Annotated in this window: 20 protein-coding genes and 1 pseudogene; 9 read left to right on the top strand and 12 right to left on the bottom strand. The window is 57.7% G+C overall.

Translation table 11 applies throughout. From position 1 onward, the window contains the following. Positions 1–50: 50 nt before the first annotated feature. Together CLM71_RS04635 and CLM71_RS04630 are read left to right on the top strand one after the other, a co-directional pair. Entirely contained in the window at positions 51–956 is a 906-nt protein-coding gene (locus tag CLM71_RS04635) for a LysR family transcriptional regulator (RefSeq protein WP_232251666.1), read from the top strand. A gap of 78 nt (positions 957–1,034) precedes the next feature. Further along, positions 1,035–1,646 carry a hypothetical protein gene (locus CLM71_RS04630; RefSeq protein WP_105229962.1) on the top strand — a complete coding sequence of 204 codons (612 nt, stop codon included), beginning with the start codon at positions 1,035–1,037 and terminating at the stop codon, positions 1,644–1,646. A gap of 13 nt (positions 1,647–1,659) precedes the next feature. On the opposite strand, the gene CLM71_RS04625 is transcribed toward CLM71_RS04630, so the two are convergent. From CLM71_RS04625 to pagP, 3 genes are all read right to left on the bottom strand, one after another. Next, a complete protein-coding gene (locus tag CLM71_RS04625) occupies positions 1,660–1,920 on the bottom strand; it encodes a DUF333 domain-containing protein (protein ID WP_105229961.1) in 261 nt (86 codons plus the stop codon). Positions 1,921–2,022: 102 nt separating this feature from the next. Then, positions 2,023–2,505 (bottom strand): DUF2501 domain-containing protein, encoded by a 483-nt coding sequence (locus tag CLM71_RS04620; RefSeq protein WP_105229960.1) that lies wholly within the window; start codon positions 2,503–2,505, stop codon positions 2,023–2,025. Between the two features lie 135 nt (positions 2,506–2,640). After that, positions 2,641–3,231 (bottom strand): lipid IV(A) palmitoyltransferase PagP, encoded by a 591-nt coding sequence (gene pagP / locus CLM71_RS04615; RefSeq protein ID WP_105229959.1) that lies wholly within the window; start codon positions 3,229–3,231, stop codon positions 2,641–2,643. An 816-nt stretch (positions 3,232–4,047) separates the two neighbouring features. Between pagP and CLM71_RS04610 the strand changes: the two genes are divergently transcribed. Next, the gene (locus CLM71_RS04610) at positions 4,048–5,727 is read left to right on the top strand and encodes an alpha-keto acid decarboxylase family protein (protein WP_105229958.1); all 1,680 of its coding nucleotides are present in this window, start codon (positions 4,048–4,050) and stop codon (positions 5,725–5,727) included. 49 nt (positions 5,728–5,776) lie between these two features. On the opposite strand, the gene CLM71_RS04605 is transcribed toward CLM71_RS04610, so the two are convergent. Then, the gene (locus tag CLM71_RS04605; RefSeq protein ID WP_105229957.1) at positions 5,777–6,880 is read right to left on the bottom strand and encodes a DUF1615 domain-containing protein; all 1,104 of its coding nucleotides are present in this window, start codon (positions 6,878–6,880) and stop codon (positions 5,777–5,779) included. 168 nt (positions 6,881–7,048) lie between these two features. Between CLM71_RS04605 and tehB the strand changes: the two genes are divergently transcribed. The 3 genes from tehB (at position 7,049) to CLM71_RS04590 (ending at position 10,135) form a co-directional block, all read left to right on the top strand. Beyond that, positions 7,049–7,657, top strand: a complete 609-nt coding sequence (tehB, locus tag CLM71_RS04600; protein ID WP_105229956.1) for a tellurite resistance methyltransferase TehB — start codon at positions 7,049–7,051, stop codon at positions 7,655–7,657. 175 nt (positions 7,658–7,832) lie between these two features. Then, on the top strand, positions 7,833–8,471 hold the full coding sequence (gene leuE, locus CLM71_RS04595; protein ID WP_105229955.1) for a leucine efflux protein LeuE: 639 nt from the start codon (positions 7,833–7,835) through the stop codon (positions 8,469–8,471). 164 nt (positions 8,472–8,635) lie between these two features. Continuing rightward, the gene (locus tag CLM71_RS04590; protein WP_105229954.1) at positions 8,636–10,135 is read left to right on the top strand and encodes an aldehyde dehydrogenase family protein; all 1,500 of its coding nucleotides are present in this window, start codon (positions 8,636–8,638) and stop codon (positions 10,133–10,135) included. 28 nt (positions 10,136–10,163) lie between these two features. Here the strand turns inward: CLM71_RS04590 and feaR are convergent, their stop codons facing one another. The 3 genes from feaR to CLM71_RS04580 form a co-directional block, all read right to left on the bottom strand. Then, positions 10,164–11,078 carry a transcriptional regulator FeaR gene (feaR, locus tag CLM71_RS04585; RefSeq protein ID WP_105229953.1) on the bottom strand — a complete coding sequence of 305 codons (915 nt, stop codon included), beginning with the start codon at positions 11,076–11,078 and terminating at the stop codon, positions 10,164–10,166. A 237-nt stretch (positions 11,079–11,315) separates the two neighbouring features. Beyond that, entirely contained in the window at positions 11,316–11,531 is a 216-nt protein-coding gene (locus CLM71_RS23870) for a DUF4762 family protein (protein ID WP_145961156.1), read from the bottom strand. Positions 11,532–11,929: 398 nt separating this feature from the next. Further along, entirely contained in the window at positions 11,930–12,154 is a 225-nt protein-coding gene (locus CLM71_RS04580) for a DUF4762 family protein (RefSeq protein ID WP_105229952.1), read from the bottom strand. 397 nt (positions 12,155–12,551) lie between these two features. Here CLM71_RS04580 and CLM71_RS04575 point away from each other — a divergent pair, with 397 nt between their 5' ends. Further along, the gene (locus tag CLM71_RS04575; RefSeq protein WP_105229951.1) at positions 12,552–14,039 is read left to right on the top strand and encodes a UbiD family decarboxylase; all 1,488 of its coding nucleotides are present in this window, start codon (positions 12,552–12,554) and stop codon (positions 14,037–14,039) included. A gap of 43 nt (positions 14,040–14,082) precedes the next feature. Here CLM71_RS04575 and CLM71_RS04570 read toward each other — a convergent pair whose 3' ends face one another. The 5 genes from CLM71_RS04570 to CLM71_RS04550 form a co-directional block, all read right to left on the bottom strand. Further along, positions 14,083–15,384 carry a mechanosensitive ion channel family protein gene (locus CLM71_RS04570; RefSeq protein WP_105229950.1) on the bottom strand — a complete coding sequence of 434 codons (1,302 nt, stop codon included), beginning with the start codon at positions 15,382–15,384 and terminating at the stop codon, positions 14,083–14,085. A 171-nt stretch (positions 15,385–15,555) separates the two neighbouring features. Continuing rightward, positions 15,556–16,806, bottom strand: coding sequence for an MFS transporter (locus CLM71_RS04565; RefSeq protein WP_105229949.1), 1,251 nt, complete (start codon positions 16,804–16,806; stop codon positions 15,556–15,558). A 50-nt stretch (positions 16,807–16,856) separates the two neighbouring features. After that, positions 16,857–19,940: a beta-galactosidase gene (locus CLM71_RS04560; RefSeq protein ID WP_105229948.1), complete on the bottom strand. Its 3,084-nt coding sequence runs from the start codon at positions 19,938–19,940 to the stop codon at positions 16,857–16,859. 167 nt (positions 19,941–20,107) lie between these two features. After that, positions 20,108–21,178 (bottom strand): LacI family DNA-binding transcriptional regulator, encoded by a 1,071-nt coding sequence (locus tag CLM71_RS04555; RefSeq protein ID WP_105233219.1) that lies wholly within the window; start codon positions 21,176–21,178, stop codon positions 20,108–20,110. 96 nt (positions 21,179–21,274) lie between these two features. Beyond that, positions 21,275–21,844, bottom strand: a complete 570-nt coding sequence (locus tag CLM71_RS04550; protein ID WP_105229947.1) for a murein L,D-transpeptidase family protein — start codon at positions 21,842–21,844, stop codon at positions 21,275–21,277. Positions 21,845–22,191: 347 nt separating this feature from the next. On the opposite strand from CLM71_RS04550, the gene CLM71_RS23865 reads away from it, so the two are divergent. Both CLM71_RS23865 and CLM71_RS24090 read left to right on the top strand, forming a co-directional pair. Beyond that, positions 22,192–22,530, top strand: a complete 339-nt coding sequence (locus tag CLM71_RS23865) for a hypothetical protein (RefSeq protein ID WP_145961157.1) — start codon at positions 22,192–22,194, stop codon at positions 22,528–22,530. 393 nt (positions 22,531–22,923) lie between these two features. After that, positions 22,924–23,076: pseudogene (locus tag CLM71_RS24090) on the top strand (aldo/keto reductase); the annotation flags it as partial. Positions 23,077–23,079: the final 3 nt, after the last annotated feature.

The following is a 23,079-nucleotide window of genomic DNA, read 5'->3' as shown; positions in this document are numbered from 1 at the left end:
GGCAAGATATACACTCAGCGTTCTACCAGTAGAACAATGGAGTGACGGTGTTGGTTGATTTAAACGATCTGTTCTTTTTCGCCAGCGTGGTGGATCACCGGGGATTTGCCCCGGCCGGCCGGGCGCTCGGCATCCCCAAATCCAAGCTCAGCCGCCGGGTGGCGCTGCTGGAAGAGCGGCTCGGCGTGCGGCTGCTGCAGCGCTCAACGCGTCGCTTCTCGGTCACCGAGGTCGGCCAGAGCTATTACCGCCACTGCAAGGCGATGCTGGTAGAGGCCGAAGCGGCGCAGCAGGCGATCGAACAAACCCGTGCCGAGCCTTGCGGCACGGTGCGCATGAGCTGTCCGGTGGCGATTTTGCATACCCGCGTTGGCGATATGCTGGCCGCCTTTATGGCGGATTATCCGCAGGTCACGCTGCATCTGGAGGCCACCAACCGACGGGTAGACGTGGTGGGCGAAGGGCTGGATCTGGCCATCCGCGTACGCCCGCCGCCGCTGGAAGACAGCGATCTGGTGCTGAAAGTACTGGCGACCCGTCGCTGGTGTATCGCCACCAGCCCGGCGCTGGTACGCACCTTGGGCGAAGTGCGGCAGCCGGAGGATCTGGAGCGCTACCCGACGCTCGACCTCGGCCCGGCGCGCGCGCAACATCAGTGGACGCTGTACGGCCCGCAGGAAAAAACCTTCCGCTGGGAGCACCATCCGCGCCTGGTCAGCGACGATATGCTGATGCTGCGTAAAGCGGCGATCGCCGGCGCCGGCATTGTGCAACTGCCGCGTATGATGATGCACGATGAAATGCTACGCGGCGATTTAACCCCACTGCTGCCTGACTGGCACCCCGAAGGCGGTATCGTGCATGCGGTCTACCCGTCCCGCCGCGGCCTGCTGCCGGCGGTGCGGCTGCTGCTGGATTATCTCGGCCAGCAGTTTGCCGCGCTGGAAGAAGAGTAATCTCCGGCAGGATGTTGTCTATACTGTGCAATAACAACGTTACCGCAGACGTAACGGTTTGGGCGCTAAAGGAAAACTATGTTACTGAGAATCGCAAGGTGGCTGTTTCAATTACCCGGCAGGCTGTTTGGCATGGTATTCAGCCGCCGTCTGACGACCTTTATCTTTTTTATGCTGGTGGCGCTGGGCGTCATCGCCGTGAAGCGCTATCTGCGCACCGATCCGCAGGCTGAGCCGCTCTCCCCGGCCGCGCAGCCCCACTATGATATTCAGCGCGAAGTGCCGCCGCGCGAGGCGCGCGGGCAGTGCGGCGGGCCGCTGCACGACAACCAGGGCAGCCCCTGGCCGGATTCCGCCGGCTATTTACGGCAGCCCGACGCACAGGAACGCGGCCGGACGCAGCGCATCACGCTGGATAATCAGCATAACGCCTTCGCCGTGCGGGTAAAACTGGCCAGTGCGGAAAACCCGCAGCACGTCGCCGACCTGTTTATTCCCGCCGCCGCCAGTTTCAGTATCCAGACCACCGCGGCGGAACGCTATGTGATGAAAGTGAAAGATATCCAAAGCGGCTGCAGCTACCGTTCACAGCCCTTTGCGCTGGCCAGCGACCACAACTGGCGGCTGCCCATCAGCCTGCACAGCCACGGTAAGGTGCAATTTCAGGCCATTGACGCCGGCCAGTTTTAAGCGCGCCGGCGCGCTATTTTTTCACCGGATGGTCACGGCGGAACAGCTGCCAGCTCTCAATTTCTTCACCGCTTGGCAGCGTACAGGTGGAATACTGGCCGTGCTCATTCTCTTTGGCGTTCAGTTTGCCGCCAATCTCCGTGCAGTAAACATCGGCCGGATTCGCCATGCCGATGGTTCGTGGCGGCGGCGGCGCATCATTATTGGTTTTCATCTGACATCCTTGCAGCAGCGCTGCGCCTGCGAGCAGGGAAAGCAACAACGTTTTTTTCATGATTTCACTGTGATCCGGCCCGCGCCGTAAGTCACGCGCGAGGGGTAGAAACAACAACGCTGCGGCGCATCACGCCCCGCAGCGTCAGATAATATCAGATGCTTAAGAAATAAAGGATTTGCCCTGTTTCAACACCAGATCGCAGGCTTTCTGCTTCACTTTTTCGGTGATCTGCGAGGTGCCGAGGTTGTTCAGATCCAGGCTCTTGCCTTCGCCGGTTTGCAGCAGGCCGCCCAGCCCCTGCTGGTAGTCTTCGCTTTTGGCGTCAGACTCGCTGCTGATGCCCAGTTTCCCCAGCAGTTTGTCTTTCACATCCGCCGCGCCGCTTTCCGACAGGACATTGTTTTTCACGCAGTACTGCAGGATACCGGCCGCGTTGGTCATGCTGCCGGAGCTCAGCGCCTTGTCGCCGCCGTTCAGCAGACCGGTCAGGGTCGACAGCGACGTACCGCCGCTTTCCCCACCGGATTTGCTCAGTTCGCCGGCGGCGTTGCTGACGGAATCCATTAAACCGGCCTGCGCCGCGCCGGCGCTCAATGAGGTGGCCAATGCCAGCGCCAACAATGCACGATGCTTATTATTCATAGTGTTCAAACTCCTGTCTTCTCTACGGTAAACGGCGATATCGCCGGAACATACTTTCGGACGCTGTGCGCGTCGACAAGTTCCATTTAACTGTTCGCCGCAGAATTTTTAGGATTATGAGCAAACTGCGGCGGCTCAAAACTGCCAGCGCAGCCAGGCGAAGAACACGTTGCCGTTATTGTAGGTGCCGGGAATATAGGTCGCCTGAAACGTCAGTTTTTTATAACCGACCGACGCCAGCGGCAGCGGCGCAGGGATCGGGATATAGTTCCAGTTATCGCGGGCGGTCACGCTGGCGGTGAAGCCCAGCCCCAGGCGGAAATCCTTATCATCCAGCGGACGCCAGATTTTCTCATAGGCGTAGCCGCCGATCGGCTCCCATTTATTAAAGGAGTCTTTAAACGCCATGATATAAATGCCGTGCCAGTCGCCGTCCTGATCGAAGCGCGAGATGCCGTAGCCGGCGCCCCATGGCCGCTCGTTGTACTTGTCGATATGTTCATCGTCGTACGTCCAGCGGTTGTGCCAGGTGATCGCCGGAATATAGAGATCGTGGTTCGGCGAATTGTTCCAGGTTTCCGCAACGTTGTCCGTAAAGCGCTGCCACAGGCCCGGTTTCTCCGCCGGTGCGGCAGTGCTATTTTCTGAACTAACCTCAGCCAAAGAAGGCAGTGCAGGAAATATCAACGCCATACAGCCGGCAATGCATGTCCGTTTCAACAACATAAAATAACTCCTGTACAAATTACGGCCGGGGATTCTTACCGATTGCACCTGCAAGATCAAGCCAGGGCAACACTTTCCCGCCGTAAACCGCTGTTCGTTGTCTTTTCGTTAAGTTTAGCCGCTGAATATCGACATTTCGTTTTTACCGGACCAGAACCCGGTAAGACCTCGACGAAAATAGCGCCCGGCCGCGCCGTGAAAAAATATTTACCCCGCTCAAAAATCAGAATGTGATCGCACGCGGCGCCGGCGGCCTGACCTGTCACGGTAATTGTTAACTGCCGCACACATTTCCCCCACATAGCGCAGTTAATTAGATGTAAATCATTTGTGACAAGTTATGTTTAAAAAACAATTAGCACGGTTAATTATTGATATTACGTCGTTTCGCGGCCGTCAGCTGCTACACCTGCGTTAATCTCCGTCGGCCTACCGGCCCCTCATCCACGCCAGAAAAATGCATACCGGTAAAAGTACCGGCTATTCTTCCCTGTCCTTGCCAATACGCCGCCCGGCATCATCCGCACTATTTTTCCTTCATCCTTTCGCCGCTGAAAAATACCCGGCCCACATTATCAGCCTGCCAATTTATCGTTTTCAGATAGTTTCATACGTAAAGCTCCCCATACATTTCCGGCATACGGCGCCAGCCGCCGTTATCTTGAAGCCCGCCCGTGTTTACATAACTGTTATAGCAACGGACGCAATGCCATTAACGCCTCGCGACCTCTGTACACCGACAAATACAACATCGCCAGCAGCCACGCTTGCTGATTTCTACCTGAAACAAAAAAGACAATGAATTCGGAGCTAGAGATGAAAATCACTATCGGACAATTTATCCTGCAACAACTTCGCACCCTGAATATTGAACATATCTACGGCGTGCCCGGCGATTATAATCTGTCGCTGCTGGAAATGATTGAGCATGACGATAGCGTGCAGTTTGTCGGCAACTGCAACGAGCTGAACGCCTCTTACGCCGCCGACGGCTATGCCCGTCTCAACGGCGCCGGCGCGCTGATTACCACCTATGGCGTCGGCGATCTGGCCGCGCTGTCCGGCATTGCCGGCGCCTATGCCGAGTCATCGCCGGTGATCTGTCTGGCCGGCACCCCGCCGCTGCACGCGATGAAAGATCACGCCCTGCTGCACCATTCGCTGGCGGACGGCAACTTCGACAACGTGATGAACTGCTTTAAACAGTTTACCGTCGCCCAGGCGCTGATTACGCCGGAAAACGCCGCCAGAGAAATTCCACGGGTGATTGCCGCCGCCTGGACGGAGAAAAAACCGGTCTATCTGCAGTTGCCGTCAGATATCTGCGAGGTGCAGATCGATATCGCCGGGCCGGTTGCCGCGCCGCAGCTGCCCGCCAGCGATCCGCACAACCTGCAGCTGGCCGCCAAGGCGCTGCTGCAGCGGCTGCGCAGCGCCAAACATCCGCTGATGCTGGTCGATCAAATGGTCGACCGCTATCAGCTGCAGCAACTGACTATCGCCGTGGCGCAACGCTTCGGCATTGCGCTGACCAATATGCCAACCGCCAAATGCATTATTCCGGAGACGACCGCCGGCTGGATGGGGGGCTACAGCGGCAACCTGTCGCGTCCGGAGCTGTTTGAACTGATGGCCAAATCCGACTGCGTGCTGAGCTTTGGCGTACGTCTGGTGGATTCCACCACCGGCTATTTCTCCCACCAAATCCCGGCTGCGGCGCAGGTTGATATCCAGCCCTACTCGCTGAAACTGGATAACACCGCCTACCCGGCGGTGGCGACCGCCGATTTACTGCAGGCGCTGCTCGACGCCGACGATCGGCCACACGCCGCGCCAATGGCAACGCTGCCTAACCCGCACGCCCAGCTGGCCGCGCCGAGCGACGCACCGCTCGATCAGGCCTATTTCTGGCAGCGAATGAGTCGCTTTATTCGTGAGGATGACGTACTGGTGGTGGAAAACGGCACCTCGGGCGCGGCCGTCGGCGGCATGCGAATGCCGGACGGGGTAAAAGTGGTTAACCAGCCGATCTGGGGCTCGATCGGCTACACCCTGCCGGCGCTGCTCGGCACGCTGATGGCGGCGCCACAGCGACGCCATATGCTGTTTATCGGCGACGGCTCCTTCCAGCTGACCGCGCAGGAAGTCTCGACCCTGCTGCGCTATGAGCAGAAACCGATCATCTTCCTGATTAATAACGACGGCTACACCATTGAGCGCTACATTCTGGGGGAAAATTCGTCCTACAACGATATTGGCCCGTGGGACTACGCCAAACTGCCGGCGGTGCTTAATACCCAGGCGCGGCCGTTCTGCGCAGCGGTAGAAACCAGCCAGCAGCTGGAAATAGCGCTGGAACACGCCTCACGTCAGGAGACGCTGGCGTTTATCGAGGTAAAACTGCCGATGATGGATACGCCGCCGGTGATGAAAGAGTTCTGCAACCGCTGCAACAGCTTTAACTTCGGCCTGACCAACCCGCGCCGCAGCGCATAACGCTCTCCACGGCCGGCGTCAGGCACTGCCCCGCCGGCCGCATTCCGTCTTAGCGGGCGCGCGCCATACAGCGCTGACGCCGCTCGTCCACCCGCTTGGCGAACCAGGCGGTGGTCAGTTTACGGGTAATTTTCGGGCTTTCCAGGGTAATGCCCGGCAGCATTTCACGCGGCAGTTTTTTCCCGGCGGTGTTATCCGCCAGCGCAAACACCTGCTGATACAGATCGGTGTCTTCAAACTCCAGCGTATCCCCTTTCTCCAGCGCACGACGAATGGCGGAATGACTGATATCCAGCCGCTTCGCCAGCGTGCGTACCGCCAGTTCGGTGGTGCCCGGCTTATCACTGCCATAAATAATCAAATCGCCGTCCAGCGCCAGCGGAATGCCGCTGACCTGGCTGACCGCACTCTGGAAGGCGGCATTGCGGCTGGCGTACCAGCCGGCGTTAAAGTCGGCGAAGCGGTACAGCGAGCGGCTGTAATTGGCCGGATAATCCAGCAGGTGCATAATGCCGAAATACATGCCGCCACGGCGGCTGAACACTTCGCGACGAATAGAGCCGTCGACCGAGTACGGGTAGCCTTTGGCATGCGCTTCGGCAAAAGCGATGCTGACCTGCATCGGCCCGCCGGTATGCACCGGATTGAGGTTGCCGAACAGGCGCTGCCCCATCGGCACCATATCGATAAAGTCGTCGAAGATGGCGCTCAGCTCTTTTTCGCTGCGCACCTTGTCCAGGCGCTCGCTGTAGCTTTTGCCGTTGGATGATTTAAGCAGCAGCGCGGTGCGCACCACAAAATGCGGGATATGCAGCTTATCGGCCCGGCGGTCGATCTCCTGCCAGGCGATTTTCGACAGCCCCGGCACCTGCGGGTCGGCATGGAAGGTGGACTCCTGCTCAGTCACCGCCAGCACGGCGCACAGGTTCTCATCGCTGGCGTCCAGCCCCTGAGCGGCAAAGGCCGCGCTAATGTCGCCGGCCCATCCCTGCTTATTCTGCGCGTTGGCCGGCATCAGTTTGACCACCTGTGCCTTCACCTCCGCCGGAGTGCGGCTTGGCGCCTGCGGCGTAATTTTGCTGGTACAGCCGGCCAACACCAGCAGCGCGGTCAGCGTCAGCGCGCGACCGGTAAATGTTCGATAGTTAGGCATCTTTTCCCTGATCGTTAAGGTATGTGCGCCCAAGACGTTATCCCAGCCGCGCCGGATGATCCAGCCCCACGCGGGAAAATCCGCCGTACCGATTCTGCGATGGCAAGCCGGCGCAATAAGGTGTATTTTACATGCAATTTAAAACTCAGTCCGAACAAGGAGCACACCATGTCCGCAGACATTCAGCCGGAAGACTACTTTCATCAGAAATATGGCTTAACCCGCACCCACTCGGAAGTGATTGCCGCCGCCGGGCGACTGCCCGCCGGCAAGGCGCTGGATTTGGGCTGCGGCGGCGGGCGCAACGCGCTGTATCTGGCGTTGAAGGGCTTTGACGTCACCGCCTGGGATAAAAACGCCGTGGCAATCGCCGAGCTGAACCGCATTATCGACGCCGAAGGGCTGAGCGCGATCCGGGCCGCCGAGCAGGATCTGAACAATCTGCGTTTCCACGGCGACTATGATTTTATTCTCTCGACGGTAGTCATGATGTTTCTGCAGCCTGCGGCGATTCCGTCAATCATTCAGGATATGCAGGCCAGCACCGTCAACGGCGGCCATAACCTGATCGTCGCCGCGATGGATACGCCGGATTTCCCCTGCCCGCTGCCGTTCCCCTTCGCCTTTAAGCCCGATGAACTGAAAAACTACTATCGGGACTGGCAGATAGTGAAATACAACGAAGACGTCGGCGAACTGCATAAAACCGACGCCAACGGCAACCGCATCAAGCTGCGCTTCGCCACGCTGCTGGCGCGCAAGCCGTCCGCACTCTGATGGCCGCCCGCAAGGGCCGATTATCTGCACGCCGAAGCGGGAATCGCGTTGCCAATCTCGGCGCGCGGCGTTAGGATCGCGCCCGGCCAAAAGACGGGCCAGGGATTACGCCGCACGCCGCGCTGCTTCACGACGATCAACGCGCAGATGCGGCCAGGCATTTTGAGAGGTTATCGTGTTAGAAAGTTTCGGCGTCCTGAATTTATGGACCTATCTGGCCGGGGTGATATTTATTATCGTGCTGCCCGGCCCTAATACCCTGTTCGTACTGAAAACCGGCATCTCCCGCGGTATCCGCGCCGGTTACACCGCCGCCCTCGGCGTATTTATCGGCGACGCCATTTTGATTTTTTGCGCCTATATCGGCGTGGCCACGCTGATCCGCACTACGCCGCTGCTGTTTACGCTGGTGCGTTATCTGGGGGCAATTTATCTGCTGTTCCTCGGCGTGAAGATCCTCTACGCCAACTTTGTGCAAAAAAATCTGCCGGAACACCAGACGCTGGAAGACAGCCACAGCATTCTGCGCAAGTCGCTGACGCTCAGCCTGACCAACCCCAAGGCGATTTTGTTTTACGTATCTTTCTTCGTGCAGTTTATCGACTTCAACTACGCGCATACCGGCCTGTCTTACACCATTCTGGCGCTGATTCTGGAATCGGTCAGCTTTATCTATATGAGCACGCTGATCTTTGCCGGCAGCATGCTGGCGCACTTCTTCAGCCATAAAAAACGGCTGGCCAAACTGGGCAACGGCCTGATCGGCCTGCTGTTCCTCGGCTTTGCCACCCGCCTGGCGACGCTCAGCTCCTGAACCGCGCCAAAACCGGGGCGCCTTAACGCCCCGGTATGCCGCCGTCATTTTGTCACGGCGGACAAACCGAATGTCAGACAGAGCAAATTTTCCTCCCGCCATCGCGATTATGCTAAGTCGGTGAAGTTTTTCCCGATCGATCTCTTCGTATGACAGGAGGGCATATGCCTGATACTACCGTAGCAGTGATGGACAACGTGTTGCGCTTTCTTGAACGTCAGCACGGCTTGTATATCGATGGACAGTGGCAGAGCTCGCAGTCTGCGACGCGGCTGCCGGTCTATAACCCCGCCGACGGCAAACAGATCGCCACCAGCGCCGACGCCAGTGCGGACGATGTCGCCCGCGCGGTGCAATCCGCCCATCGGGCGTTCAGCGACGGCGTCTGGTCACGGCGCCTGCCGGCCGAGCGTGAACGTATTTTGCTGCGCTATGCCGATCTGGTAGAGCAGCACGCCGAAGAGTTGGCGCAGCTGGAAACGCTGGAACAGGGCAAATCCATCAATATCTCCCGCGCGTTCGAAGTGGGCTGCACCCTGAACTGGATGCGCTATACCGCCGGGCTGAGCACCAAAATCACCGGCCAGACGCTGGACGTTTCCATTCCGATGCCGCCGGGCGCCAACTATCAGGTATATACCCGCAAAGAGCCGATCGGCGTGGTGGCCGGCATCGTGCCGTGGAACTTCCCGCTGATGATCGGCATCTGGAAAGTGATGCCGGCTCTGGCCGCCGGCTGTTCAATCGTGATTAAACCGTCGGAAACCACGCCGCTGACCCTGCTGCGGATGGCTGAACTGGCCAGCGAAGCCGGCGTGCCGCCGGGAGTATTCAACGTGGTGACCGGCAGCGGTGCCGTCTGCGGCAAAGCGCTGACCGAACATCCGCTGGTCGCCAAAGTCAGCTTTACCGGCTCGACCGCCGTCGGCAAGGGCATCGCCCGCGCCGCCGCTGACCGGCTGACGCGCGTGACGCTGGAACTGGGCGGCAAGAACCCGGCCATCGTGCTGAAAGACGCCGATATCCCGCAGGTGGTTGAGGGTCTGATGATGGGCAGCTTCCTGAATCAGGGCCAGGTGTGCGCCGCCAGCTCGCGGATCTATATTGAAGCGCCGATCTACGACCAACTGGTCGCCGGCTTTGAGCAGGCGGTGAAATCCCTCAGCGTCGGGCCGGGGATGGATCCGGCGGCGCAGATCAACCCGCTGGTTTCCCGCGCGCACCGCGACAAGGTCGCCGCCTATCTGGAAGACGCCAGAAACAAGCGCGCCGAGCTGATCGGCGGCGCCAGCGGCCCGGCGGGCGACGGCTTCTATATTCCGCCGACGCTGGTGGTCAACCCGGACGACAGCCTCAACCTGACGCGCGAAGAGGTGTTCGGCCCGGTGGTCAACCTGATTCGGGTGGCGGACGGTGAAGAGGCGCTGCAGAAGGCCAACGATACCGATTACGGCCTGACCGCCAGCCTGTGGACCACCAGCCTGCAAACCGCGATGGCCTATACGCCGCGCATTCAGGCCGGGACGGTGTGGGTCAACACCCATACGCTGATTGACGCCAATATGCCGTTCGGCGGCTTTAAGCAGTCAGGCAGCGGCCGCGACTTCGGCCCGGACTGGCTGGATGCCTACACCGAAAGCAAATCTGTCTGTATCCGCTACTGAATGCCCTTCCCCCGGCCCGGCCGGGGGCTTACTGATAACGCTTGCGGTATTCGCTGGGCGAAATGCCAAAGTGCGTTTTAAACGCGGTGGAAAAATGGCTGTGGTCGCGAAACCCCCAGTCATCGCTAAGATGGGATAATTTTTGCCATGCCGGCGCATGGCGCAGCGCCTGCGCGCACAGTTCCAGGCGGCGCTGTTTAATATATTGCGCCACCACCAGCCCATGGCGGGCAAACAGCCGGTACAGCGTACGCAGCGACATGCCGATCTCCTCCGCCACCCACTCCGGCCGCAAACTCTCGGACTGAATATGGCGATCGATAAAGCGTAGCGCCTGATTAAACCCGCGTTCGCCCTCCTCTCCCGTCGCTTCCCCGCCAACCAGCAGCGGATGCAGCAGGCTGGCCAGCGCGTTCAGCGTGGCTTCGCTCTCTTCCGCCCCCAGCGTCGGGCCGTTGATATAGCCGCACACCAGTTGATGGCTGAATCTGACCAGCGCATTCCCGGCATCAAGACGCGCGGCGCACTGCACCTTGCCGCGACGCGCCGGAGATTCAAGATAGTGACGCGGCAAAAGCAGCGAGATTTGCTGCGAATCATGCTGGAACAGGAAATTGCTGGGCCGCCCGGCGTCAATCAGCGTCATATCGCCTGCCGACAGGCATGCCTGCCTTTCACCCTGCTCCATCAGGGCGCTGCCGCGCAGTTGAAAGACGGTAAAAAAGTAGCCGCCATTGCTCTGGGCGACCTCCTGCCGGGTGCGGTACAGCCGCGTCTGCGCCGCATCAACGATGCTCAGCCGCAGCGCATGCGTATGGTATGCCTGCATCGCGCCGCTGAACGCCGGCCCCAGCGTTGTGGCGCGAAAACGCCCGCAGGCCGCGTTGATGCTTTGCAGCCATTCGTCAAAACCGGCACTCCGGGCCTGTACGGTAACCGCCATAATGTCCCCTTCCAGCTATCAGCAGTGACGCAGATAACAGCGGCGTCGATCGTTCAGCCAACATAGTCACTCGTTAACTTTTACGCAACAACACAAGGGAGATTTAGCGATGCGATCACAAGTTTGCGCCCGCCGGCGGCATTCGGCGGGGAAGATAACGTCTAAAAAATCGGGGGCGGCAACGCTGCCGCCCCCGGAGTTGTTACAGGGATTGTTTCGCACTGACAGGCTCAGGCCTTAAGGTGTAGGCGTTGGAGCAGGTTTGGCAGGGCAGTAGTTCTTGGCCACAACGTTTATCGTCTTGCGCGGTACGCCATACTTATTGCGGCATTCCACCACCGAATAGCATAAATCGCTATTTCCCCCGGCGCCCCATTCAAACGTTTCCGGGCTGCAGAAAAGAATATAACCGCCGATGACCTTATCAGCTTTTTTCATGCTTATTTTTTTCATTGTAATATCCTTATATGGTGATATTGATACATCAAATAAGAAAAGCGCCAATCTTTAAACTGAAGCACATAGACAGCGTCTCCCTCACGCCAGCAATTCTAATCACTCAGGGAACGAGAGTAAAATAACAACATCATAAATGGATAACAACGGGATATAACTGAATACTTTCAAAGAAAATTAACTCCGCTTGAAATGAATCGTCAGCGAATATATCTATAACATATGGAAAATAAAAAGCAGCATCTCTCTGTGCTGAGGGCGTAAAATCACTGACCATAAATCCGCTACCTGTCGGTAATGGTATTGCCGGAAGCGCGTTGCTGAGGGTAAAGCCGAACGTTGAAATCAAACAGGCGGGGATTGGGTGCGGCAATGCGCCGCACCCGGCAAAACGATTACGGCGTCGTTGGAGGCGTGGTGGTGCCGCCGCCGGTAGAGGCGCAGTTGCTTACTGGCACGTAAAACATCACTTTCGTCGGCTGGCCAAACTTGTTGGTGCAGTTTCTGACTGCGGTGCAGCTTTCAACTCCGCCTACCGTTGATTTCTCATAGGTGGTTGCTGAACAGTTATAATAACCGCCGATGATGTTGGAAGATTCCATCATGGTCATCTTTTTCATTTTTTATCCTTAATAATGATATTGGTGTGTTTGCATAAGAAAATATCTTGACTTACTTTCAATAATAACCAAGACAAATATTACTCTCATGCCGATTAATTATATGGATCGATAAAAAAAAGAGTCAATTGCATTCCATCTTCGCGGGCAACAAACAGAAACACCCGCAATAAAAAACAAGAATAATCACATAAATGCACCCATTTAAATTCACCAACGAAATAACACATAATACTATAAGGCCAAATCTTATCGTTTCTCTGGCCTGCTCCTATGCCGAAAAATAAAAAATCAGCGACAAACGCTGATACGCCACACCACCACCTTACGCACAGACCCGCACTCTCTTCTCAGCTAGTCTGGCAGGTGATAACAACCTGTGATTGAGGAGAAAAGCATGAGCCATCTGCCTGCCGCCACGGACTTTCGCCAGTTTATCGACTACTTGCGCGCGCATCAGGAACTGCTGGATATCAACATAACCGTCAGCTCTGAGCTGGAAGCCGGCGCGATTACCCGCAAGGTCTATGAAACCGGCGCCCCGGCGCCGCTGTTTCAGACGCTGGAAAACAACCCGCACGGCTTCAGGATCCTCGGCGCCCCGGCCGGGCTAAGCCGCCGCGACGGCCAGCGCTACGCCCGTCTCGCCGCCCACTTCGGCCTGCCGAAAAACGCCACGCCGCGCGAAATACTGGAGACGATTATCAGCGCCGGCGATCGGACGCCCATCACGCCGGTTCAGGTCAGCAGCGCTCCCTGCAAGCAGAACGTGCTGCTGGGCGATGACGTCGATCTGCACCGTTTCCCCATCCCGCTGCTGCACCAGGAAGACGGCGGTCGTTACTTCGCCACCTACGGCTTCCACGTGGTGCAGTCACCCGACGGCCGCTGGGACAGCTGGTCCGTGGCGCGCGCCATGCTGCACGATCGGCGCACGCTGGTCGGCCCGGCGATGGCGCAACAGCATATCGGCATGATCCATCAAATGTGGCGTGAACAGGGCAAGAATACCCCTTGGGCGATGGTGCTGGGCGCACCGCCGGCGGCGATGGCGGTCGCCGGTATGCCGCTGCCCGCCTGGGTCAGCGAACCGGGCTACATCGGCGCGCTGACCGGCCGGCCGGTGGAGGTAGTCAAATGTGAAACCAACGATCTGTACGTGCCAGCCTCGGCGGAAATCGTGGTGGAAGGCGAGATCAGCGTCGGGCAAACCGCGATGGAAGGCCCGATGGGCGAGTACCACGGTTACGCGTTCGCCGAAGGTAAACCGCAGCCGTTGTTCCACGTCAAGGCGGTGAGCTATCGCGATCGCGCCATTTTGCCAATCTGCGTCGCCGGTACGCCGCCGGAAGAAAACCACACGCTGTGGGGCACCATGATTTCCGCCGAAGCGCTGAAACACTGCCGCCAGCAGCAACTGCCGATCGATATGGCCTGGTGTTCCTATGAGGCCGCCACCTGCTGGCTGGTGCTGTCGGTGGATATTGAAAAACTGGCGGCGCTGAATACCGACGCCGACGGCCTGGTACAGCTGATTGCCGACAAATTTTTCACCTCGCACGTCGCCTGGCTGGTGCCGAAAATACTTCTGGTCGGCAACGATATCGATATCACCGATATCAATCAGGTGGTCTGGGCGCTGGCAACCCGCAGCCATCCGAAACGTGATTTCCATGACTTTAGCGACAGCCCCGGCATTCCCATGGTGCCATATCTGGACGCCGAGGATAAACAGGCCGGCAGAGGCGGTAAAATGATCATCAACTGTCTGTTCCCGGAAGCATTCGCCGGGCGACAGCGCGCCACCACCGCCAATTTTGAACACTCCTACCCTGAGACGATTAAACAGCAGGTGAACCGCCGCTGGCGCGATTACGGCTTTTAATCCCGCGGTCTATCGCATGTGATATGGCAACGACACCCGCAGCCTAAAGGCGGTGCTCGATGTCCTGAGCGCCAACTGAATGCTCCCCCGCCGGCGCATCGGCGGGGAGAGAATGCGCGCCGTGGCGCGTTCTTTTCGGCATCATATTGTTCATATCAATACCCGATGGCTTCTGATAGATACCCAGCGCGAAATAGCGGGCGGTGGCGTACATGTATTCGAAAATTTCCGACTGCGTATCTTCGTACTCGCTCCAGAACACCTTCGAGGTAAAGCAGTACACCTCGATAGGCAACCCCTCGGAAGTCGGGCTAAGCTGGCGCACCACCAGGTACATATCATTGCGGATATCGTCGCGCGCCTTCAGATACTCAAGCAGATACTTGCGGAACAGGCCCAGGTTGGTAATGCCGTGGTGGACCAGCTGTTCGTCGGACAGCGTTTCCATCTTTCCGCTGAGATAGTCGCTCAGCCCGGCGAATTTCACCGGCGATACCGTTTTCAGTCGCTCCAGCAGCGCGCCGTCGGCAAAGGTGATGCTGGACTGATCGATAAAGAAACTGCGCTTGATACGTCGGCCGCCCGAGGAGAACATCGGCTGCCAGTTAGTATAGGTTTCGGTAATAAAGTTCTTGGTCGGCACCCGGGAAACGGTGTTGTCCCAGTTGCGGATGGTGATGGTATGCAGCGCAATATCCGTCACCTCGCCGCTGATATTGCCCTGCGGCATCTCCACCCAGTCCCCCAGCTGAATCACATTGGATGACGACAGCTGGATATTGGCCACCAGCGAAATCAACGTATGCTGGAACACAAACATCAGCACCGCGGCGACCGCCCCCAGACTGGAGATAATGATCACCGGCGATTTGTTGGACAGCGTGGCGATCACCAAAATGGTGGCGATCGACGACACGATGATCTTGCCGATCTGCACATAGCCTTTGATCGAGTGGGATTTTTCGCCGTGCTTGCGGATATAGGCGCTGTTGCTGATATCCAGCAGTTCATTAATCAGCATCGCAGAGTGGATAATGAACAGCACGCCGCAGATCGCCTGAATGGTTTCCAACAGCCCTGACGGCAGCCCCTGCACCAGTCGCGACAGGAAATAAACCGTCACCACCGGCACAATATTGGCCAGCCGTCTGGCGACCCGCATATCTTTATCCAGCGGATCGGATTTATGGGTGTGTAAGATAAAGCGTCTGACAATGCCCAGTAGGAACAGTTTACAGACCACAAAGGAAACGAAGCCGGCGAAGAGCAGAAAAGCGATCGACAACAGGGAAAACGTCAGCGGCGTCGCCAGCAGCCAGTTCCAGATAGATAACAGCTCTTGCATGTCAGAGATCTCAAGAAAGGAAAATTCCCTGCCACAAGAATAGCGACTCTTCGCCGATTTTTTTCACCAAACATGTGATTGAGCGCATGGAACTGCCCGTTTGACGCGATATCTCCCCTCCCAGAAGTTCTGATAAGACGCGCGACCAAGCGCGCGCCATCCGACATAACGTTACACCGCCTCTTTGGCACCACGGCGCAGAGAAAACGGCCCGGCTCCGCTGAGGGTGAACACGGACATCAGCGTAAAGCCCAGCGTAACCAACCCCAGTACCAGATACGCGCCCTGGAAGCCGATGCTTTCATACATATTGCCGGCAAACACCGACATGAAAATCATCGCCAGCTGCTTGAAGAAACAGAAGCACACCAGATAGATGGTGGCCGAAAAGCGCACCTCAAACTGGCTGGTGATATATTTGAAACAGCCGACAATCAGGAACGGCACCTCAAACATATGCAACGTTTTCAGGATCACCACTTCCAGCGCCGAGGTGGCAAACGAGGAGCCGATAATACGCACCGACATAATGGCGCCCGCCAGCAGCAGCGCATTCTTGCCGCCGATACGGTTGACGATCAGCGGTGCAAAAAACATGATAGTGGCGTTCAGCAACTCGCCCAGCGTGGTGACATAGCCGAACACCCGGGTACCCTGTTCACCGGAGGCGAAGAAAGAGGTGAAAAAGTTGGCGAACTGCTGGTCAAACACATCGTAGGTGCAGGAGACACCCACCACGTACAGCGAGAGGAACCACAGCTTCGGCTGTTTGAACAGTTCCAGGGCCAGCTTCAGGCTAAAGGCGCTCTGATTGGCGCCCACGGCGTCCGCCACCACCGCAGAAGAGTGCGTATCGGTGCGTGAAAAGAACAGCAGCAGCGCCAGAATCACGGCACAGCCGGAACCCAGCCAGAACACAAATTCGTTGTTGATGGTAAACATAATGCCGACGATCGAAGCGCACAGCGCCCAGCCCACGCAGCCAAACATGCGCGCACGGCCGAATTCAAAGCTGCTGCGGCGGCTGACTTTTTCAATATAGGCCTCAATCGCCGGCGCGCCGGCGTTGTAAATAAAGCCGAGGTAAATCCCGCCGACGATCGAGCCCAGTAAGATATTGAACTGTAATAGCGGCCCGAAGACGTAAATAAAGAACGGGGCAAACATCACCAGCATACCGGTGATCACCCACAGCAGATGTTTACGTAAACCAAGCTTGTCGGACAGCAGCCCGAAAACGGGCTGGAACAACAGGGAAAACAGAGAAATACAGGCAAAAATAACGCCGGTATCCCGTTGGCTGATATGATTAATATCGTGTAGCCAGATAGGGAAGAATGGAAAATAGGCTCCCATAATAAAAAAGTAAAAGAAGAAGAAAAAACCGAACATCCAAAAATTAGTATTTTTTAAATAATACATCATGGATTTCCTCAGTTAAAAAAATGGGCAGGCCCAGGCCTGCCCGCTTATTATTTTTGACCCCAGACCAGTTGGTAGCGATAGCGCCCGGCGCTGAGCAGGTATTCCGGTGCAACGGAAGGACTCCAGGAGTCGTCGCCGCCGATCCCCATATGGAAACCGTCAATATTCAGCCAGACGCCCGCCTCCGGCTGCAGCAGGTGACGATGGCTGGTTTCCATCAGCTGCTGCTGGCTATAACGGCTGATGTTGAACTGGAAGTCGCCACGCCAGCGGTGCGCGCCATATTGCAGTTCGTGGGTGCCGCAGCGCAGGCCGTTTTCGCACGGGAAGACGTACGGGGTGTACATCGCCTCCAGCGGCTGCTCCCAGCGGTCAAAGCAGGCGGCGGTCAGGCGGTCCGGGTAATTCTCGTGCGGCCCCAGCCCCAGCCAGTTCACGCGCTGCGCCAGCTGCGACAGCTGGCAGCTCAGGCCGATGCGCGCCGGCGGCGGCGTGCCGTTGGCGACCTCAACCTCCGCCGTAATCTGCAAATCGCCACGGCCGTCGATGCGATAGGTTTTGCGGCTGATAAACAGCGTTGCTCCCTGATGCTGCCAGGCATGCGCGGTGGTGATCAGCACCGCACGGGGCAGCGCTTCGGCCTCGCACTGCAGCAGCGCGGCCTCTGCCCGGTAGTGGCCGGCGGCCTTCCAGCGTTCAACCCAGGCGTTCGGGTCGATGCGGGTCACCTCGCTGACGCCGATGTCATTATCCAGCGGCGCGCGGGTGAACTGGTCGCGCAGCGGGCTCAGCAGCTGCGCCTCTTCACCGATCCAGTACTGCATCAGCACGCCCTGCCGGCGACAGAATTCCCAGCGCTTATCACCCAACGCAATACTAAAATGCGTCTCACTGCAGGTCAGTTGCGGAGCTTCGTCGGCGTACGCGGCAGGCTGCACGTCGAGTTTTTCCTCCAGCGCCCACTGCTGCCAGGCGCTGATATGCCCGGCCGGTGACCATGCCGTCGCCTGCGACTGCGCCACGTGCACCGTCAGCCACAGCTGCCCCGCCGCTTCCGACATCGGCACGGCCGGTAAGGTGATCAGCTGACGGCCCTGCGGGGCGATATCCAGCACCACCTCTCCCGTGGCCAGCGGCCGGCCGTCCTGCGCAATCGACCAGTGCAACACTTCGTTATCGCTATGGCGGAACAAATATTCACTGACGACTTCAATCCGGCGCTCATCACCCGGCAGCAGCGTAAACTGGAACAGCTGCTGCGCATGTTTGGCCTCATACAGCGAAGGATGCGGCGTGCGGTCTGCAAACAGCAGCCCGTTCATGCAGAACTGACGATCGTTGGGCGTATCGCCAAAATCGCCGCCGTATGCCGCCCACGGCGTACCGTCGGCGTCATACTTGGTCAGGGACTGATCCACCCAGTCCCAGACAAAACCGCCCTGCAGTCGCGGATACTGGCGGAAAGCCTGCCAGTATTTCGCGTAGCCGCCGAGGCTGTTGCCCATCGCGTGGGCATATTCACAGAGAATCAGCGGGCGCTGCTCTCCCGGCATCGACAGCCACTTCTTGATCGACCATTTTGGCGCGACGGGGAACGGTTGATCCTGATCGACGCGCGCATACATTGGGCAAATAATATCGGTCGCCGCGGTATTCGCGCCGCCGCCCTCATACTGCACCGGACGCGACGGATCGTCCGTTTTCAGCCAGCGGTAAAGGGCATCGTGGTTGGCGCCGTGGCCGGACTCATTGCCCAGCGACCAGATAATAATGCTCGGGTGGTTGCGATCGCGCTGCACCATGCGCGTTACGCGCTGGCTCATGGCCGGCAGCCAGCGCGGATCGTCACTCAGCCGGCTCATCGGCGTCATGCCGTGCGTCTCGATATTCGCCTCGTCCACCACATACAGGCCGTAGCGGTCGCAGAGCGTGTACCAGCGCGGATGATTCGGGTAGTGGGAGCAGCGCACCGCGTTAAAGTTATGCTGCTTCATCAGCAGAATGTCCTGCAGCATAGTCTCTTCGTCCATCACCTGGCCGCGCTGCGGATGATGCTCGTGGCGGTTGGTGCCGCGAATCAGCAGCGGTTTGCCGTTCAGCAACAGCAGACCGTTTTCAATGCTGACCTGACGGAAGCCGACATCGCAGGCTTCCGCCTCAATCAGCGTGCCATCGGCGCGCTGCAGCAGCACCACGGCGCGGTACAGGTGCGGGGTTTCCGCACTCCACAGCGCCGGGCGTTCAACCTCCAGCCGCAGCGTAGCGCGCTCGGCGTAGGCGCCGCGCTCATCAATGGCGGCGCTGCCGAAAGGCGCACTGGCCTCTGCCGTCAACGCGTCGTCCCGCCATAGCTGAACGGTGACGCGTAAATCGTCACGCGGTTCCCCCGCCATCCTGACCTCTGCCTCCAGACACGCGCGGCTAAAATCATCGTTAAAACGGGTCGTGATGCGCAGATCGCCGATGTGCGCCGCCGGTTTATGCAGCAAGGAGACGTCGCGGAAAATACCGCTCATCCGCCACATATCCTGATCCTCCAGATAGCTGCCGTCGCTCCAGCGCAGCACCATGACCGCCAGACGGTTTTCACCGTTGACCAGAAAATCGCTGAGATCGAATTCGGACGGCAGGCGGCTGTCCTGGCCGTAGCCGACCCAGCGCCCGTTGCACCACAGATGGAACGCGGAGTTCACGCCGTCAAAGATGATACGGGTCTGCTCACCGCGTATCGCCTGCTTATCCAAACTGAATGTGAGCGAGTAACAGCCTGTAGGATTGTCGGCCGGCACCTGCGGCGGATCGACCGGAAACGGATAGGTAATGTTGGAGTAGATTGGCGCATCGTAACCGTCCATCTGCCAGTTAGAGGGGACGGTCACGGTGTCAGCATCGGTCAGATCGTTCAGCAGCCAGCTTTCCGGCACTGCTTCCGGCGCGGCGAACCAGGCAAATTTCCAGTCGCCGTTCAGGCTGCGCACTCGGTCGGCGTGGTGGTTATGTCGCGCCTCATCGGCATTGCGCCAGCTGCAAAAAGGCGGGTGGGCCTCCAGACGGTTAAGCTGTGTCACGCCGGGGTTTTCCCAGTCACGACGCGCCAAAACGGCGGCAAGTGAATCCGTATTCAGGGTCATGGCTATGTCCTATCAAAAATTGATATCCGCTCACAATTGATAAAGAACATACGGAGACGGGGCAATTTCTGTAAAGGAGTAGCTGTTTAATGAGTGAGCCGACTCACATTAATGGCGCCATTTGGTGAAAAAATGTGAGCGCTTCGCCACAGCGCACGACCGTGCGCTTACAGACGTGAAACCTGCCGCGCAAGCTGCAGCAGCGATTCGGCCAACGCCTGCGGTGAAGAGGCCTGTGCGTTGAACGGCAGGACGGTTTTACGTTTGACCAGCGTGACCGGCAGCAGTTGGTTGCCGATGACGGACTCGCCACGGGAGAGTTGCAGCAATCTGTCGACGCTGCTCAGCCCCAGCTGCGGGAAGTCCTGCTTGATAGTAGTCAGCGGCGGGATATAGCAGGAGCTGTCTTCAGTATCGTCATAGCCAATCAACGAAATATCAGCCGCGACGCGCAGGCCGAACTCGCTTATCGCGCGCATCGCCCCCAGCGCCATCTGATCGTTGGCGACCAGCATCGCCGTGGGCAATGTGCCATCGTTCAGCATCTGCGACGTCTGTTGAAAACCGGACATCGCACTCCAGTCGCCTTCAATTTCCGCAACGGGCTGCAGCTGATGCTGCGCCAGATACTTATGCCAGCCCGCCAGCCGCAGCCGCGCCGAGATGGAAGAACGCGGCCCCGCCAGCAGCGCTATGCGTTGATGACCGTGCTGCAGCAGATGTTCGACCCCCAGCCGCGCGCCGTCGTCATGGGAGAAAATAATGCTGTTAACGGGGTAGCTATCGGAAACATCGAGGAACACCACCGGCACGTTGCCGCAGGCCTTGGCAACGGCGAGCGCATCGTCTTCATCCAGCGGGTAGTTGATAATCAGCCCGTTGACCCGCTGCGTCAGCAGGTTATGCACCGCCGCCCGGCACGCCTCCACGCCGCTGCGTTCGACCATGCCGATCACCACGCTGGCGCCGGCCTGATCGGCACGGGACTTAATGGCGGCAACGATTTGCGACGGCGCATGCAGCGCCAGGTTGGCGGTGACGACGCCGATCAGCGGCATCTGCTTGCCCGCCAGCTGCTGAGCGACGCGGTTGGGGATATAATTGAGCGCCGCCATTGCGGCCTCGACTTTCTCACGGGTTTTGGCGGAAACGTGGTTGGCCTGGTTAACCACGCGGGAGACGGTCTGATAAGAGACGCCCGCATGCGCTGCAACATCGTATAGCGTGACCGGTTTCACATTCATCCCCTGATTCCAAAGTTATCCGCGCTATCATGCCACAGCCGGCAAGATTTTTCGTCACCGGGCAAAGGAGCGCCGCAGGCCCCCGCTGGTTTACGGCTCAATACGTACCGGCGTACCGGCCGGCACCCGCGACCACACGTCCTGCATTTCGGCGTTGGTCACTGCGATACAGCCATCGGTCCAGTCCATACGCTGCAGCAACGGCGCCAGCCATCCCCAGCCGTTGGGCTGTCCGTGGATCATAATATGGCTGCCAGGCGAATAACCGCCCGCTTTGGCCTGCGCGATATCGTCAGCATCCGGGTAAGAGATATGCAGGCTGAGAAAATACTTGGAGCGGGAGTTGCGCCAATCGATGGTGTAATCGCCTTCCGGCGTTTTCCGATCGCCCTCGCGCGTTTTCGCCCCGCCGTCTGCCGCTCCCCCTAGTGCAATAGGGTAACTGGCGACCACCCGGTTGTCCTTCAGCAGGCTCAGCGTACGCGACGCCTTGCGAATCAGCACCTGGTCAACCTGCTCTGCCGCCGTACGCTGCGCCGGCGGCGCACCGTAGCCAAAGCGCGCCATCAGCCAGCTATAGGCCAGCGGACACAGCACCAGCAGTGTGAAAAAAATCAGCAGATAACGGCCGACACGGCCAGGGCGCTTGAGGCGATGCATAACGGTGAGATCTCCATAAAAATGGGCTGAACAAGGTGCTCAACCGCGGGTCCTTACGTTTGTTCTTCGCCGTCGCCGGTACGCGTCAGCGGTTCTGCGGAAAATAGATATAGCATTCATATATCAACCATCCGCAGCATATTATATGAATCCGTTACCGGCGACCATGAAAAATAAAACAATCAGACTATAAGCCATAGATAAAATTAATAACCACAGCGCAGAAAAAAAACACGGTGAAAAACGTTTAACAGCAAGTATACTACGACAGGCTATGCATCAGGATTGACAGTAGCCATTTAAAATATCAATAAATCCAAAAGCATCATAAAAAAAGGGAATATTCAATGAATAAAATAATTAGCGCCGCCATATTGGGGACGGCTTTTTTGTTATCCGGCTGTTCATCAGAACCTTCAGAGAGCGATATCACCAAAGCGATACAAGCATCATTCGACGAGAGTAATAAACAACGTGAAGAACTCGTTGGTGAGATTGCAAAAAAAGAAGAAAACAGAGTCTCTCTTATTTCTGCCAGAAAAATATCCTGTTCCAAATCAGGGGATAAGAAATACAACTGCGAAGTCGAAATGGAAACAAAAATGCCGCTGGTAGGCACATCAAAATCAATAAGTCCGTTACAGTTTATCAAAGACGACGGCAGATGGAGGCTGGTCTCAGGCTAATTTATAACAAACTGAAAACACTGGCATATCGGCCGGTGTTTTCAGTGTTGGAGACAGAAAGACAGAGCCGCTCCTCTCAGCGCTGAATAAAGTTCAGATTACCCGGCCTCTGCAGGAAAAAACGCCGTAGCAAGGTTCAGACAAGATTAATGAATTCCTCTAATCAACCCTAGCGAATTGCCCCATCTAATCAAATAAATCCCTCTGCGTTATGCTCTTTCCACTCCACGCTGAAAGGGTAACGCCATGCAAACAGTAAAACTGCACAACAATATTGATATGCCTCTGCCGGGCTTTGGCGTGTACCCGATCACAAATGCCGCCGAATGAGAGCGCGCCGTTACTGACGCCATCGAAAGCCTGAACGATACGACGGCAGCCTATCAGCATGCGCGCATGGAAGAAAATATCAACGTCCTCGATGTTGCGCTCAACCCCGAAGAGATGCTGCAGATTACCGCTCTTGATACCGCAAGCAACGCGTTCTTCTCACGCCATGACCCGGCCAGAGTGGAATGGCTGACCAATCGTAAACTCGACGTTTAATTC

It is taken from the genome of Serratia sp. MYb239, from assembly GCF_002966855.1.
GTDB classification, from domain to species: Bacteria; Pseudomonadota; Gammaproteobacteria; order Enterobacterales; family Enterobacteriaceae; genus Serratia_B; species Serratia_B rhizosphaerae.
The sequence above is the reverse complement of the archived record's forward strand: the minus strand, read 5'-3'. Positions and strand labels throughout refer to the sequence as shown.

Excerpts from the sequence above, each read along its gene's own strand:
- CLM71_RS04630 (WP_105229962.1), top strand. The coding sequence starts at position 1,035 with ATGTTACTGAGAATCGCAAGGTGGCTGTTTCAATTACCCGGCAGGCTG.
- CLM71_RS04625 (WP_105229961.1), bottom strand. The coding sequence starts at position 1,920 with ATGAAAAAAACGTTGTTGCTTTCCCTGCTCGCAGGCGCAGCGCTGCTG.
- CLM71_RS04620 (WP_105229960.1), bottom strand. The coding sequence starts at position 2,505 with ATGAATAATAAGCATCGTGCATTGTTGGCGCTGGCATTGGCCACCTCA.
- pagP (WP_105229959.1), bottom strand. The coding sequence starts at position 3,231 with ATGTTGTTGAAACGGACATGCATTGCCGGCTGTATGGCGTTGATATTT.
- CLM71_RS04610 (WP_105229958.1), top strand. The coding sequence starts at position 4,048 with ATGAAAATCACTATCGGACAATTTATCCTGCAACAACTTCGCACCCTG.
- CLM71_RS04605 (WP_105229957.1), bottom strand. The coding sequence starts at position 6,880 with ATGCCTAACTATCGAACATTTACCGGTCGCGCGCTGACGCTGACCGCG.
- tehB (WP_105229956.1), top strand. The coding sequence starts at position 7,049 with ATGTCCGCAGACATTCAGCCGGAAGACTACTTTCATCAGAAATATGGC.
- CLM71_RS04590 (WP_105229954.1), top strand. The coding sequence starts at position 8,636 with ATGCCTGATACTACCGTAGCAGTGATGGACAACGTGTTGCGCTTTCTT.
- feaR (WP_105229953.1), bottom strand. The coding sequence starts at position 11,078 with ATGGCGGTTACCGTACAGGCCCGGAGTGCCGGTTTTGACGAATGGCTG.
- CLM71_RS23870 (WP_145961156.1), bottom strand. The coding sequence starts at position 11,531 with ATGAAAAAAATAAGCATGAAAAAAGCTGATAAGGTCATCGGCGGTTAT.
- CLM71_RS04580 (WP_105229952.1), bottom strand. The coding sequence starts at position 12,154 with ATGAAAAAGATGACCATGATGGAATCTTCCAACATCATCGGCGGTTAT.
- CLM71_RS04575 (WP_105229951.1), top strand. The coding sequence starts at position 12,552 with ATGAGCCATCTGCCTGCCGCCACGGACTTTCGCCAGTTTATCGACTAC.
- CLM71_RS04570 (WP_105229950.1), bottom strand. The coding sequence starts at position 15,384 with ATGCAAGAGCTGTTATCTATCTGGAACTGGCTGCTGGCGACGCCGCTG.
- CLM71_RS04565 (WP_105229949.1), bottom strand. The coding sequence starts at position 16,806 with ATGTATTATTTAAAAAATACTAATTTTTGGATGTTCGGTTTTTTCTTC.
- CLM71_RS04560 (WP_105229948.1), bottom strand. The coding sequence starts at position 19,940 with ATGACCCTGAATACGGATTCACTTGCCGCCGTTTTGGCGCGTCGTGAC.
- CLM71_RS04550 (WP_105229947.1), bottom strand. The coding sequence starts at position 21,844 with ATGCATCGCCTCAAGCGCCCTGGCCGTGTCGGCCGTTATCTGCTGATT.
- CLM71_RS23865 (WP_145961157.1), top strand. The coding sequence starts at position 22,192 with ATGAATAAAATAATTAGCGCCGCCATATTGGGGACGGCTTTTTTGTTA.